The 14,038-nt window shown below is 51.9% G+C and carries 12 protein-coding genes and 1 pseudogene; 9 read left to right on the forward strand and 4 right to left on the reverse strand.

What is annotated here, in order from left to right; genetic code table 11:
- Positions 1–217: 217 nt before the first annotated feature.
- The 5 genes and pseudogenes from NAZ64_RS12470 to NAZ64_RS12490 form a co-directional block, all read left to right on the forward strand.
- Positions 218–1,420, forward strand: a complete 1,203-nt coding sequence (locus NAZ64_RS12470) for a cytoplasmic protein (RefSeq protein ID WP_483640943.1) — start codon at positions 218–220, stop codon at positions 1,418–1,420.
- The gene (locus NAZ64_RS12475) at positions 1,420–2,136 is read left to right on the forward strand and encodes a DUF1266 domain-containing protein (RefSeq protein WP_000498594.1); all 717 of its coding nucleotides are present in this window, start codon (positions 1,420–1,422) and stop codon (positions 2,134–2,136) included. Before NAZ64_RS12470 ends, NAZ64_RS12475 begins: the two co-directional genes overlap by 1 nt.
- Positions 2,137–2,146: 10 nt before the next feature.
- On the forward strand, positions 2,147–4,258 hold the full coding sequence (locus tag NAZ64_RS12480; RefSeq protein ID WP_483640944.1) for a DUF4034 domain-containing protein: 2,112 nt from the start codon (positions 2,147–2,149) through the stop codon (positions 4,256–4,258).
- Between the two features lie 115 nt (positions 4,259–4,373).
- On the forward strand, positions 4,374–5,735 hold the full coding sequence (trhP, locus tag NAZ64_RS12485) for a prephenate-dependent tRNA uridine(34) hydroxylase TrhP (RefSeq protein ID WP_079962532.1): 1,362 nt from the start codon (positions 4,374–4,376) through the stop codon (positions 5,733–5,735).
- A gap of 451 nt (positions 5,736–6,186) precedes the next feature.
- Positions 6,187–6,366: pseudogene (locus NAZ64_RS12490) on the forward strand (non-LEE encoded effector protein NleB); the annotation flags it as partial.
- Positions 6,367–6,375: 9 nt separating this feature from the next.
- On the opposite strand, the gene NAZ64_RS12495 reads toward NAZ64_RS12490, so the two are convergent.
- A complete protein-coding gene (locus tag NAZ64_RS12495; RefSeq protein ID WP_483640945.1) occupies positions 6,376–6,792 on the reverse strand; it encodes a CesT family type III secretion system chaperone in 417 nt (138 codons plus the stop codon).
- A gap of 121 nt (positions 6,793–6,913) precedes the next feature.
- Complete coding sequence (gene steD, locus NAZ64_RS12500) at positions 6,914–7,249, reverse strand: type III secretion system effector SteD (protein ID WP_079951314.1); 336 nt, start codon at positions 7,247–7,249, stop codon at positions 6,914–6,916.
- 558 nt (positions 7,250–7,807) lie between these two features.
- Between steD and yegS the strand changes: the two genes are divergently transcribed.
- Positions 7,808–8,707 (forward strand): lipid kinase YegS, encoded by a 900-nt coding sequence (gene yegS / locus NAZ64_RS12505; RefSeq protein ID WP_151353687.1) that lies wholly within the window; start codon positions 7,808–7,810, stop codon positions 8,705–8,707.
- Positions 8,708–8,759: 52 nt separating this feature from the next.
- Here the strand turns inward: yegS and fbaB are convergent, their stop codons facing one another.
- Positions 8,760–9,812, reverse strand: coding sequence for a class I fructose-bisphosphate aldolase (gene fbaB / locus NAZ64_RS12510; RefSeq protein ID WP_000129590.1), 1,053 nt, complete (start codon positions 9,810–9,812; stop codon positions 8,760–8,762).
- 253 nt (positions 9,813–10,065) lie between these two features.
- Between fbaB and NAZ64_RS12515 the strand changes: the two genes are divergently transcribed.
- Genes NAZ64_RS12515 through NAZ64_RS12525 form a run of 3 tightly spaced genes read left to right on the forward strand, consistent with a single transcriptional unit; the run spans position 10,066 to position 13,300 of the window.
- On the forward strand, positions 10,066–11,337 hold the full coding sequence (locus NAZ64_RS12515; protein WP_262943664.1) for a nucleoside permease: 1,272 nt from the start codon (positions 10,066–10,068) through the stop codon (positions 11,335–11,337).
- Positions 11,334–12,338 carry an ADP-ribosylglycohydrolase family protein gene (locus tag NAZ64_RS12520; protein WP_000642799.1) on the forward strand — a complete coding sequence of 335 codons (1,005 nt, stop codon included), beginning with the start codon at positions 11,334–11,336 and terminating at the stop codon, positions 12,336–12,338. Before NAZ64_RS12515 ends, NAZ64_RS12520 begins: the two co-directional genes overlap by 4 nt.
- On the forward strand, positions 12,335–13,300 hold the full coding sequence (locus NAZ64_RS12525; protein ID WP_134944685.1) for a PfkB family carbohydrate kinase: 966 nt from the start codon (positions 12,335–12,337) through the stop codon (positions 13,298–13,300). The genes NAZ64_RS12520 and NAZ64_RS12525 overlap by 4 nt, the downstream gene beginning before the upstream one ends.
- Here the strand turns inward: NAZ64_RS12525 and NAZ64_RS12530 are convergent.
- Positions 13,274–14,020, reverse strand: a complete 747-nt coding sequence (locus NAZ64_RS12530) for a GntR family transcriptional regulator (RefSeq protein WP_134944684.1) — start codon at positions 14,018–14,020, stop codon at positions 13,274–13,276. The two genes, NAZ64_RS12525 and NAZ64_RS12530, sit on opposite strands and share 27 nt — an antisense overlap.
- Between the last annotated feature and the right edge of the window lie 18 nt (positions 14,021–14,038).

Consider the following 14,038-nt stretch of genomic DNA (forward strand, 5'->3'; position numbering starts at 1 on the left):
GCTATTCTGGCGGAATTAACACACTGCCCTCTTTCCTTTGGCCGAGCGGTATCCCGAAAACCACGACGAACGCGATCGGGGACAATAAATTATTTGGCCGCTCTTTTTAGTTTACCGATATACTGTGAGTAGTTTTTTAAACTTATTGCGCATTAATTCATTAAGTGAATCTAAAAATACATAAACATAGTACCAGCTTAATTATACATGGATTTTTATGACAGAAACGTCATCTCACCGCTATAAACCACGCAATATAATAAATGCGCCAAATGTAAAATCGTCTATTTTTTCCCGGAGCCAACAACGCGGCGACAGCGAAAATATCCAGCGCTGGTTAAGCAACCATTTTTATCGTTGGATCATCGGTGACTTTCCTCATGTTTATCCTGTGCGCTCCGTCGCCGATTATGCCGTTTATTTTAGCGCTGATGCAGAAATCCCCGCCTGGCTGGCGCCAAAGCTGGGTGGCGATGAGCACTTTTACTACCTTAACGTTCAGCACCCGCAACTCGTGGCAATGGAAAGAGATTTAGTGGAATTTCTTTCGCGGCAGGAAGGAACGCGGCTGGAAACTAAACTACAGCGCATCAACTGCTTTACCGTGCTGGCAATGCGCGAAGCGGAGCATCAAAAAATGCAGCGCCTGCGTGAACAAGGTTGGTATCCCTCCAACAGCGAGGCGCTAAAACCGGTGATGGCGGTGAATAACGGTGTGCTGGTTGAGTTTGATGCAACAAACCCCGGCCTGCGCAGTGAGATGGCGTATGAATCCTGGCATATGCAACACTGCGTCGGAGATTTTGAAAATAAAGGCGCGCTTTCCGGCGGCTACGGTGATTACTACGCCCGACAAATTGAACAACAAAAACTTCGCCTGTTCAGCCTGCGCGACGGCAATAATATTCCCCACGTCACAATAAGCCTGGTGGTTGGTAATAACAGCCTGAGCATTGATCAGATTAAAGGTAAGCAAAATCGCCATCCTATTAAGAAATATGCTAACGATGTTTTATCTCTGTTACGCCATCTGCAACCACTTCCTGAGCGCCACGCCGATTGCGAAGAGATGGGAATAGTTTATGAAGCAACGCCGGAATATTCAGGTTGGAAATTTATTACTCATATTCATGACCTCAATTTTCTGCTCAATGTGCTGCATGACAATTTTCATTTAATGGAGCACTTCCCTACGCCTCCGGTAGCTTTACAGTGGCTGCTGCTACACAGCGCCCCGGAGGCGCTGCGCTACCTTCAGGTTGTTGATCCTAACGTGGCGACGGCTGCGGAAATGCTGTTTCCGCAGCATGAATGGCATCCTACGCTTGCCGGGAAAAACACCAGTAGCGAACCTTTCGAAATTGAAAGCCTGACGCTACAAACCACGCGTTACCTACCTGTCATCAAGGAGGTGCAATAATGTTCTGGATTGTTCTTATTATTGCCGCCCTATTTTTTAGCTGGCGCAACTACAAAAAAAACAAACCGCTGATTGCGTCCCGTATCGCCGAGGAGAAAGAAAAAGATCGCCTGAAGGATCTGCGTCGCGATACCCGGCGGCGTCAATGGGCGCTGGCGCTGGCTGATATCCTTGCCCGGCGCAACGGGCTACCGACCAAAGGCGTTGAGCTGGTCTTCAAACTTGACGATGACAAACGCCGCTATCTGGCGCAGCAGGTAAAAAAAGAGCTGGGCTTGAGCGAAAACCTCGACGGCGCGGCGTTACGCCACAAGGTTGAGGATATCTTACGCCGCTGGCCTGCGGGCATCGGCAGCTCGCCGCGCACGTTTTATCATCATCTGGCGGCCCAGGGCCAGGTCCGCGACGCGCTGGCCTTCGACTGTATGCGCACCGCCTTTCTGACCCGCTGTATCGCCGGGCTCGGCTGGTGCGACGTACATCAGGCCTGGCTGGTGTTATTACTTAACGCCCAGCGCGCTCAGGACTGTTTTGATTCCTGGGAGGATTACGCCACCGCCTACGTTCGCGCCCGCCGGGTATGGCTCACGCTACGTGACACGCCAACAGCGCTTGCCGGACGGGATTTACAGGAAGCCACCCATTATCTGCAAGACCCTGTCAGCCGCTGGCGACAACTGCCGTGGAATGAATTCAAAATTTTCGAGCCGATTTAAAGGACGCTTTATGGAACAGGATGATCGTCTGCTCAACGCTATGTTTGAGATGTGCAACCACAAAAATCCCCTCAATGACGGGCAACGAGAGTGGCATATCGCCGATATTCCCGGCCTGCTGCGCGAAGAACGCTATGACGAACTGGACGAACGCTACAACCAGGCGCTGACGGAGAGCTTTACCAGCCGCGAAGCGGAAAAGCGCTATTTCTTCGCCTGGAATCAAATGGACAACCCTTTTTACGATATGGACACGCTGGTTGAGGCTGGGCCGCAAGGATTAGCGCTGATCAAAAACTGGCAGCGCGCTCGTCCCCGCTCCACTCACGCCTGGCTTGCCGAGGCGCAATACTGGAATCACCGTGCGTGGCTTTACCGCAGCTATGGCTGGGCGAGAGAAACCACCCGAGCGATGTGGATCTGCGCCGCCGCCTGCAACGAACGGATGGTCATCGCCGCGCTCAATGCTATCGACTGTGAACCGCGCCAGTGGATGGCGGCGGCCCTGACCAGCACCAACTCAAAAGTCTTCGGCCAGCCCGACTGGCTGGTTGAGTTCCTCGTGGGCGCGGATGTTGCCGGGCAGCCATTAATGGAAGATCTGGCTGAATATCATCGCCATTCACCGCAGGAGGTGGACGCGCTGATGGCCCATTCCGGGCTGTCGTTTGCCGACGCGGTTTGCCCAAATCTGCCACGCCCGTCCGTGCTGCCGGAGTGCAATGACGATGCCGGGCAAAAATACTGGCTCGCCGTCTGCCTGGCTATTTTCCCGACGGCATTTTACGTGCTGGATGAATATATCCCGTTTCGTATGCCACGCTGGAGAGGGTCTCACGAGGAAATCCGCGAATTTCTGGAATCAAGCGTATGCGATCACCTTTCTGCCGCAGAACGTGAACATCTGGAGCTATTAATCTGGTGGGACGATCACCGCGATCTGCGCATCAAAGAGGTTGACTCCCCGGCAGAACAGGAACGTATTATCGCCAAAGCCGAAGAGATTAGCCTGCGAGCGCATATTCAGGAATCTCGCCACAACGCGCTGGAGTGGCTGCGGGTCTGCTATAGCGATCTGGACGATAATGTCGCGCTCTGGCGAACCCTTCAGCGTTCGATCGTGGAAAAAGTTAAGCTCAACAATTACTTCTCTGATGACACGATAAAGTTCGCCCTGCGCGATTTTCCTGACACCTGGTGGATGTATAATTTTCTCTGCCAGAATGCGCAGCAAACGGAATTCGCAGTGCCGAAAATCCGTCGTGGCTACTTTCAGTACGCCGGGCTATTGGGTTTCGAAAAGGATGAGGCGCAAGGCCTCGCCTGGCTCGATAGCGTCGCCGACATTCAATATAACCATAACTGGCGGGCGGCGATTAAAAATTTCAACTGGTTCGGGCTCCCGGAACATTGCGTGCCGCTGGCAGAGCTGGGCGCACAAAGAAATATACCCGCCGCGCTAAACCTGCTGGGCCTTGAACACAATAATAAAGAGAACAACGGCCTACTACCTTACGATCCTGCCATCGCGTTAGGGTATTTTCAGCGCGCGGCGGAGATTTTGCACCGGCAGTTAGCGCTGCGCGAGAGCACCCCGTACAAATTAATAGATAACGGAGGCTATACCGACTATGAAAATGACCTGCAAAATATTCATTTCAGCATCGGCGTCTGCAACCAGCGTCTGAGTAAACAAGAACCTGATACCGAAAAACGTTCCGCTTATGAAAAAGAACTACTCGATAATCTCTGGCTGGCGCATCAGTTCGGACATAAAGAGGCCTGGGGCTTGTTCCTGCTGAATATTTTTGAAGTGAAGGATATTACGCTGGCGCATAAGCATCTGGAACTGGTGCAACAAGAGGCCAACAAAGGCACGCTACACGCTATGGTGACCCTATCGCGCCTGCACGGTAATAAACACGATCGAACGCTGTTTAATATGAAGCTAAGCGCACGCTGGGCGCATTTTGCCTTCACGCTTTATCCGGATAATGAAATCGTTATGGACTGCCTGGACCACCTGCATTTCGATTCTTTCTGGAAACGCTTTCGTTTCGCCTGGTATACCGTCCGCATCCCGAATTCAGAGCTGCCGGGACAGGTCAACTCAATGGTGTAAGGTGGTTTACTCCCCTCTCCCACGGCGCTACAATGCCCGCCCTTAAAGTGAGGACTCTCCTCCAGCCGCCTCATCAGGTGAGGCGGATCTGACCTGTCATCAGAACGAGAAAATGATGTTTAAACCAGAACTCCTTTCGCCGGCGGGAACGCTGAAAAATATGCGTTACGCTTTCGCTTACGGTGCCGATGCCGTCTATGCGGGCCAACCGCGCTACTCTTTACGCGTGCGTAATAACGAATTCAATCACGAAAATTTGCAGCGTGGCATCAACGAAGCCCACGCGCTCGGAAAAAAATTCTACGTGGTGGTGAACATCGCCCCGCATAACGCCAAGCTCAAAACCTTTATCCGTGACCTGAAACCCGTCGTCGAGATGGGCCCGGATGCGCTGATCATGTCCGATCCAGGGTTGATTATGCTGGTACGCGAGCACTTCCCGGCAATGCCGATTCACCTGTCGGTACAGGCTAATGCCGTAAACTGGGCGACGGTAAAATTCTGGCAGCAGATGGGGCTGACCCGTGTGATTCTCTCCCGCGAGCTGTCGCTGGAAGAGATTGAGGAAATTCGCCAGCAGGTGCCGGATATGGAAATAGAAATTTTCGTCCACGGCGCGCTATGCATGGCCTATTCCGGCCGCTGCCTGCTTTCCGGCTACATCAATAAACGCGATCCGAATCAGGGCACCTGCACCAATGCCTGCCGTTGGGAATATAACGTGCAGGAAGGAAAAGAAGACGTTGTCGGCAACATCGTGCATAAGCACGAACCGATTCCGGTACAGAACGTTGAGCCGACGCTCGGTATCGGCGCGCCGACGGATAAAGTGTTTATGATAGAAGAGGCCCAAAGACCGGGCGAATACATGACCGCGTTCGAAGACGAGCATGGCACCTATATCATGAACTCAAAAGATTTGCGCGCTATCGCCCACGTGGAGCGCCTGACGAAAATGGGCGTCCACTCGCTGAAAATCGAAGGCCGCACCAAATCCTTTTATTACTGCGCCCGTACCGCGCAGGTCTACCGTAAGGCCATCGACGACGCCGCCGCGGGTAAACCCTTCGACCCTACGCTGCTGGAAACGTTGGAAGGTCTGGCTCATCGCGGCTATACCGAAGGTTTCCTGCGTCGCCATACGCACGACGATTACCAGAATTACGAGTACGGGTACTCCGTTTCCGAACGCCAGCAATTTGTCGGCGAGTTCACCGGCGAGCGTAAAGGCCAACTGGCGGCCGTGGCGGTGAAAAATAAATTCTCCGTTGGCGATAGTCTGGAGCTGATGACACCGCAGGGAAATATCAATTTCACCCTGGAACAGATGGAGAACGCCAAAGGCGACGCTATGCCGGTGGCGCCTGGCGATGGCTATACCGTCTGGATGCCCGTCCCGCAGGACGTTACGCTGGATTACGCACTATTGATGCGTAATTTCTCAGGCGAATCAACGCGTAACCCCCATGCTAAGTAGTTAATTGCGGTTATTTTTTCATGGCGGGAAGATTCTTAGAAATTGATCACATACCGCTTCGCTCAATGCGGGTATTATTCAACGCGCTGAAAAACATAACCCATAAATGCTAGCTGTACCAGGAACCACCTCCTTGGCCTGCGTAATCTCCCTTACGCAGGCTTATTTTTTGCGTATAATCAATAAAAAAGTGGTACTTTCCGCCACATCCAAAAATTGACCACACTAACCAAAGCGCAAATGGGCGCTTTGGTTTAGAGACCTCCCCTATCCATTGCCAGCCAGCAAGTCACAATCCTCCCCGCATCCGGTCAGACTCAGGGCTTGGCATTCTGACGTTTACGTTTAAAATCAGTGAATTAAATCAAGAACTACTTTGTGCGAACTTATACAAAAAGTTTCCAGGTTATTAAATTAAGGTTAAAAATCGATAATTTAAGCGTGTAAAGTTATGGCACGTTTTAATGCCGCTTTTACAAGGATTAAAATAATGTTTTCCCGGATTAGAGGTTTGATTTCATGTCAAAGTAATACTCAAACCATCGCACCTACGTTCAGTCCACCTTCATCAGGCCATGTAAGTTTTGCTGGGGTTGATTATCCTCTATTACCACCAGATCACCAAACGCCCTTCCCACCGTCACGTATAATCGGTATCCAGAGTTATTCCTTTATCCTGTAAAATGTGATACAGATTCTCCATTGATCTAATAACTACCTCAATTTCACATTCAAGTTTCTCTACAGAACTTTCATTGAGTAAGAAGTTGAGAGCCAGTAATAATGATTGTGAGTTATTATCATAACACAAATGTGGTCCATTATTCTCTGCAAACCATAAATTAGCATTGAGAAATTCAAAAGCAAGATTATTATTATCCGGAGGTCTTCCGCAAAAACCGTATATCATTATATACTCGCTGTTAGTGCTTGTTAGTAAGATACGGTAACGGTTATCTATAATAAATGAGCATAATCTGTTTTCGTCAAAGACAATTGAATCGACATTTAATTTTAGTGAAAACTGTCTTAATAAGCGATCGGCTTTTGAATACATAACACCCCATACTCTATTTAAAGAGTTTCTATATAAGTCATAAGCCTCTTGTCTTGACGCGCAACACCCCGTGTCATCGTCAGAATTCGTCTTTTCCCTATGACTTGCTGTGTTTGCTCATTTATGGCCAGGCTGGCCGGGTTCTGACACCATTTGCGCTAAGGTATAGTCCGGCGCATATTCCCATCATACCAATCCCCCCTATGCCAAACGATGCGCCTAAAACCGTCAGGGCGGTAGTATATGTAGCACCACTACTGACACTGGCGACAGCCCCTGAGCATACCCCACTGAAAACACTTGTAAACAATGCCGAGGTTCCCAGACACATTAAACATCTGGGTTTATTGCCGTAAGCGTTAAACTCAACGATTTCAGCTACTGGTTTTTCGTCATTACCCCGTTCAGAAGGAGGGAGCAATGGCGTTTGCGCATTCACGCCTGAAGTGACATTCATATAAACCTCTTCATGCACATGCCTGTTTATGTTTATGAGAAAAGCGGTACCTCAGGCACGACTATAAGACACCGCGCTAAGTCATCATCTAAATAGGTTTTATTTGATAACAAGAATAGTGTACTGCTAATAGTGCGTCTTGTTCCTGCCAAAGCAGTCTAAAGAACATTTCGATTTTATGCTATTAAAAAGTATGTTTGGTAATAAATATCAGGTTTTTATCTGATATTATGGTGTTTGAAATTAATACTGATAACTGACGTATGTTCGTCTTGTTAATTCTCCGTTTCGTTATCAAAGGCGCTATATCGGAAAGCGTCTGACTCCCCCTTGTGATTTCCTTGCACTCTCACAAGCACTACTCAATGCGCATACCGGCATCTCTCTTGTCGCCATTTGCCTTAAACCATGCTTCACTTACCGCTGCGTACAGCAGGAAGAAAAACGGTAAAGCAATAAGTGCGCAACATTTCAATTTTCATCCTGTTCTGACCTCGCTTTTTCATTTCTGCTATACACTTTCTGGAGATTGTTGTTCAACCTATTAAGGCATAACGGATGGCTAACTTTCCCGCCAGCTTACTGATCCTCAATGGCAAAAGCGCTGATAACCAGCCGCTACGTGAGGCCATTACTCTACTTCGCGACGAAGGCATACAGATTCACGTTCGGGTAACCTGGGAAAAAGGCGACGCGCAGCGTTACGTTGATGAAGCCCGTAGACTGGGCGTTGAAACGGTGATTGCCGGCGGCGGAGACGGTACCATTAATGAAGTGTCAACCGCGCTCATCCAGATCCGCGACGGCGTAGCCCCTGCACTGGGCCTTTTGCCGCTCGGCACTGCCAACGATTTTGCCACTAGCGCCGGTATTCCTGAAGCGCTGGACAAAGCGCTGAAACTGGCGATTGCCGGAAACGCGATGGAAATTGATATGGCCAGGGTCAATGATAAAACCTGTTTTATCAATATGGCGACGGGCGGTTTTGGCACCCGCATTACCACCGAAACGCCGGAAAAACTTAAAGCCGCGTTGGGCGGCGTCTCCTATCTTATTCACGGTCTGATGAGAATGGATACGCTGACCCCTGACCGCTGCGAAATACGTGGCGAAAACTTTCACTGGCAGGGAGATGCGCTGGTGATCGGCATCGGCAACGGTCGTCAGGCCGGCGGCGGGCAGCAATTATGTCCCACCGCGCTGATTAACGACGGACTGTTACAGCTACGGATTTTTACCGGCGAAGAGCTGCTGCCGGCGCTGTTTTCCACGCTCACGCAGTCAGATGACAATCCGAATATTATTGACGGCACCTCGGCGTGGTTTGATATTCATGCGCCGCATGAAATCACGTTTAATCTGGATGGCGAACCACTCAGCGGGCAAGAATTTCATATTGAGGTGCTGCCTGGCGCATTACGCTGTCGGCTACCGCCAGACTGCCCGTTGCTACGTTAATAACACCTGTCGCTGGCCGGATGCGTTCACATCCGGCTTTTCTTCGTTAAACTCAGGCGATGGTGACTTTGCTATCCAGATAGACATCCTGTACGGCGTTAATCAACTTCACGCCATCAGCCATCGATTTCTTAAAGGCTTTACGTCCCAGAATTAGCCCCATTCCACCGGCTCGTTTGTTGATCACCGCGGTACGAACCGCGTCGCCGAGATCAGTGTCGCCGCCGTCCGCGCCGCCGGAGTTGATAAGCCCGGCGCGTCCCATATAGCAGTTCGCCAACTGGTAACGTACCAAATCAATCGGGTTATCGCTGGTCAGTTTGCTGTACACGCGATCGTCGGTATAGCCGAAGTTGACCGCTTTATAACCGCCATTATTCTCGGCCATTTTCTGTTTCACAATATCCGCGCCAATCGTAGCGGCCAGATGGTTGGCTTGCCCCGTCAGGTCAGCGGATACATGGTAATCGACGCCGTCTTTTTTAAAGGAAGAATTACGCAGGTAAGCCCACAATACGGTCACCATACCCAGCTCATGCGCACGCTCAAAAGCGGCGGAGATCTCTTCAATCTGGCGACGAGACTGTTCCGAACCGAAATAGATCGTCGCGCCTACCGCCACGGCGCCCATATTGAACGCCTGCTCAACGCTGGCGTACAGGGTCTGATCGTACTCTGTCGGATAGCTCAATGTTTCGTTGTGATTCAGTTTGACCAAAAACGGAATACGGTGCGCATAACGCCGTGAAACCGAGGCCAGTACGCCGTAGGTAGAGGCCACGCAGTTACAGCCGGCCTCAATCGCCAATTCAACAATGTTTTTTGGGTCAAAGTAGCGCGGGTTGGCCGCAAAAGAAGCGCCGGCGGAGTGCTCCACCCCCTGATCGACGGGCAGTATCGAAAGGTATCCTGTTCCCGCCAGGCGACCAGTATTATAGAGCGTCTGCATATTACGCAGAACGGCTGGTGGACGATTATTGTCAATCATCACCCGGTCAACGTAATCCTTGCCGGGTAGATAAAGCTGATCGGACGGAATGGTCATACAACGATGCTGTAAAAGGCTGTCGGCGTCTTTGCCAAGCAACTGCGCAATATCAGTCATAGCTATGCTCCCGTAAGTTCCGATAGGGTATCGGAAGGTGAATAGTCCTGTCCCGCAGATTGCGGGTCGCAATAAGCCTGGTACTGACCGACCATTTTTGCCAACTTTAGCGCATTTTTTCGGCGCTATCTGCTGACTCGATTCACGTCCAAAAAAGTGTTAGATCGGTCAAAATTAATGCTCATTGGTATTTAAAAGGTATTATTAAATGGTATTCTCATGGCGTACCTTACCTGTCATGAAGGATTCAAAAATGAAAACGACCTTTAAACTGTCGTTCATGATGTTCGTGGAGTGGTTTATCTGGGGCGCCTGGTTCGTCCCCCTGTGGCTATGGCTAAATAAAAGCGGGTTTTCCGCCGGTGAAATAGGCTGGTCTTATGCCTGTACCGCCATTGCGGCGATCCTGTCGCCGATTCTGGTCGGCTCCGTTACCGACCGTTTTTTCTCAGCGCAAAAAGTCCTGGCGGTACTGATGTTTGCAGGCGCCGTGCTGATGTATTTCGCGGCGCAGCAAACCACCTTTGTCGGATTCTTTCCGCTGCTTCTGGCCTATTCATTGACCTATATGCCGACCATCGCGCTGACAAACAGCATTGCCTTCGCTAACGTACCGGACGTTGAACGCGATTTTCCACGCATTCGCGTTATGGGAACCATTGGGTGGATTGCCTCCGGCCTCGCCTGTGGATTCCTGCCGCAAATGTTAGGCTATAACGATATTTCCCCCACCAACATTCCACTGCTCATAACCGCCGCAAGTTCAGCGTTGCTGGGCGTATTTGCGTTCTGTCTGCCAGACACGCCGCCAAAAAGCACCGGCAAGATGGATATTAAAGTGATGCTGGGGCTGGATGCGCTGGTCCTGCTGCGCGATAAAAACTTTCTCGTTTTCTTCTTCTGTTCCTTTCTGTTTGCGATGCCGCTGGCCTTCTACTACATCTTCGCTAACGGCTATCTGACAGAAGTGGGAATGAAAAACGCCACCGGCTGGATGACGCTCGGCCAGTTCTCTGAAATCTTCTTTATGCTGGCTCTGCCCTTTTTCACTAAGCGCTTTGGTATTAAAAAGGTATTGTTGCTTGGTCTTATTACCGCCGCGATCCGCTACGGCTTTTTTGTCTATGGCGGCGCGGAGACGTACTTCACTTACACCCTGCTGTTCCTCGGTATTTTGCTGCACGGCGTAAGTTACGATTTCTACTACGTCACCGCCTACATTTATGTCGATAAAAAAGCGCCGGTTCATATGCGTACCGCTGCGCAAGGGCTTATCACCCTCTGCTGTCAGGGATTCGGCAGCCTGCTGGGGTATCGTCTCGGCGGCGTGATGATGGAAAAAATGTTTGCTTATCCGCAACCGGTTAACGGTCTGACATTCAACTGGGCGGGCATGTGGACGTTTGGCGCAGTGATGATTGCCGTCATCGCGCTATTGTTTATGATTTTCTTTCGCGAATCGGACAAAGAGATCACTGCTATTGACGATCGCGATATTGCGTTGACACAAGGGGAAGTAAAATGAAAGCAGAACGTATTCTCGGTGCTCTTTACGGGCAAGCGTTAGGGGATGCGATGGGAATGCCCTCTGAGCTGTGGCCGAGAACGCGCGTCAAAGCGCATTTCGGCTGGATTGACCGCTTTCTGCCCGGGCCAAAAGAGAATAATGCCGCCTGCTATTTTAACCGCGCGGAGTTTACGGATGATACCGCAATGGCGCTCTGCCTGGCCGACGCGCTACTCGAATGCGAAGGCAGCATTGATCCCGAGATTATTGGACGTAACATCCTCGCCTGGGCAGAACGCTTTGATGCGTTCAATAAAAATGTACTCGGCCCGACGTCAAAAATTGCGCTGAATGCGATTCGCGACGGCAAACCCATCGCGGCGCTGGAAAATAACGGCGTGACTAACGGCGCGGCCATGCGCGTTTCGCCGTTGGGCTGCCTGTTGCCGCCAACTAACCTGACAGCCTTTATAGCAGAAGTAGCGTTAGCCTCCAGCCCGACGCATAAATCCGATCTGGCGGTGGCTGGCGCCGTGGTTGTCGCCTGGGCCGTCTCGCGAGCGGTTAACGGCGACACGTGGCAAAGTATTGCCGACTCGCTCCCCGCCGTCGCCCATCAGGCGCAGACAGCGCGTATTACCACGTTTAGCGCCTCGCTATCGGCACGTCTGGAACTGGCGCTAAACATTGTCCGCCACGCCGACGGCGTCGAATCTGCCAGCGAACAGCTCTATCAGATCATCGGCGCGGGAACCAGCACCATTGAATCGGTTCCCTGCGCTATCGCCATGGTGGAGCTGGCGAATACCGATCCTAACCGCTGTGCCGTGCTGTGCGCTAACCTCGGCGGCGATACCGACACTATCGGCGCGATGGCCACCGCCATTTGCGGCGCGTTGCACGGGGTAAGCGCCATTAACCCCCAGTTAAAGCAAACGCTGGACGAGGTTAATCAGCTGGATTTTGCGCGCTATGCCGTTGCGCTGGCGAGTTATCGTCAACGGCGGGAGGCACTATGAACGGCGCACGGTTGCTGACATTATTACCGACCCTGCATACCCGGCGTCCGCTCACCGTTATCGGCGCGGCAGTGATCGATATCATTGCCGACGCCTGGACGTTGCCGCGTCGCGGAGGCGATATTGAACTGCAACAACAGAGCGTCAATGTCGGCGGCTGTGCGCTGAATATTGCCGTGGCGTTGAAACGACTGGGGATTGACGCCAGCAATGCGCTGCCGCTGGGCCAGGGCGTGTGGGCGGAGAGGATTCGCCGCCGTCTGGCAAAAGAGGGATTATCCAGCGTGATTGACGCGGTTGAAGGAGATAACGGCTGGTGTCTGGCGTTAGTCGAACCGGATGGCGAACGCACGTTTATGTCTTTTAGCGGCGTGGAAAACCAGTGGAATGCGGACTGGCTGTCGCAGCTCAGGACACCGCGGGGCAGTCTTGTCTACCTGTCCGGCTATCAACTGGCCTCGTCCTGTGGCGAACCACTGATCCAGTGGCTGGAAACCGTCGACGATGTCACGCCTTTTATCGATTTTGGCCCACGAATCGGTGACATTACAGACGATGCAATGGCGCGCATTATGGCCTGCCGGCCCATCGTCTCCCTCAATCGCCAGGAAGCCATCATCGCCGCGGAACGCGCCGGACTTGCGACCAATACGCGCACTTTCGGCGAAGCATGGGTAAACCGCTTTTCCGCGCCGCTGGTGGTGCGCCACGATAAAGACGGAGCGTGGTATTTTAGCGCGCAATCTTCCGGCGTTGTGCCAGCGTTTCCGGCAACCGTGGTGGATACCATCGGCGCGGGCGACAGCCATGCTGGCGGCGTGCTGGCAGGACTAGCGTCAGGCTGGTCGCTCGCGGATGCCGTACTGCTGGGAAATGCGGTGGCAAGCTGGGTGGTCGGGCATCGCGGCGGCGACTGCGCGCCCACGCGCGAGGCGCTACTCCTCGCACACAAAAACGTATAGGTCGCTACGACAATAACTGATGCTGTATTCAATAGGCCGCTGCTGCTGATCGAGCGCCACCTGCTTAATCACCAGCACCGGCACTTTACCATCCATTTGAATATGCGACTGAAACTCATCATCCGGCATCCGGGCGCTGACGCGGGATCGGGTACGCTGAGGGTAAATGTGCTGGCGACGAAAATAGTCATACAGAGAAATGCCAATCGCGTCGACATCATGAATCAGATGCGCGGGCACCCAGGACTCTTCAATCGATACCGCGTCCTCATCAACATAACGAATGCGTTTGAGTAAAAAGACGTCGCTGCCTGCGGGGATCGCCAGATGCTGCGCGACCTCATCCGGACAACTTACCACGCGTTTGTTAACCCATAGCGTATCCGGTTTTTTGCCGCGCAAGACAACCTGCTGAGAAAATCCCCGCGCCTCTCTCAGGGAATATTCAAAGATATTATTGATTTGCGTACCGTAGCCACGGGCGCGCGTGACGACCCCCTCTTCTTCCAGCGCCTGCATCGCTTTTCGTACCGTGATGCGCGAGACGCCGGTAAGCTGGCTGAGATCGCGTTCGCCAGGCAAAATATTACCGTGCTCAAGAATACCGCTGCGCACGGCATCCTTTACCGTCTGGGCGAATTTCATGTATAGCGGCGTATTATCCGCCGCTGAAATTCGTTCATTCAGTTGCGCGATGAGCCGGGTATGCGCTTGTTCCATTTATCTTTCCTGACGACG

Source organism: Salmonella sp. A1325, from assembly GCF_056991255.1.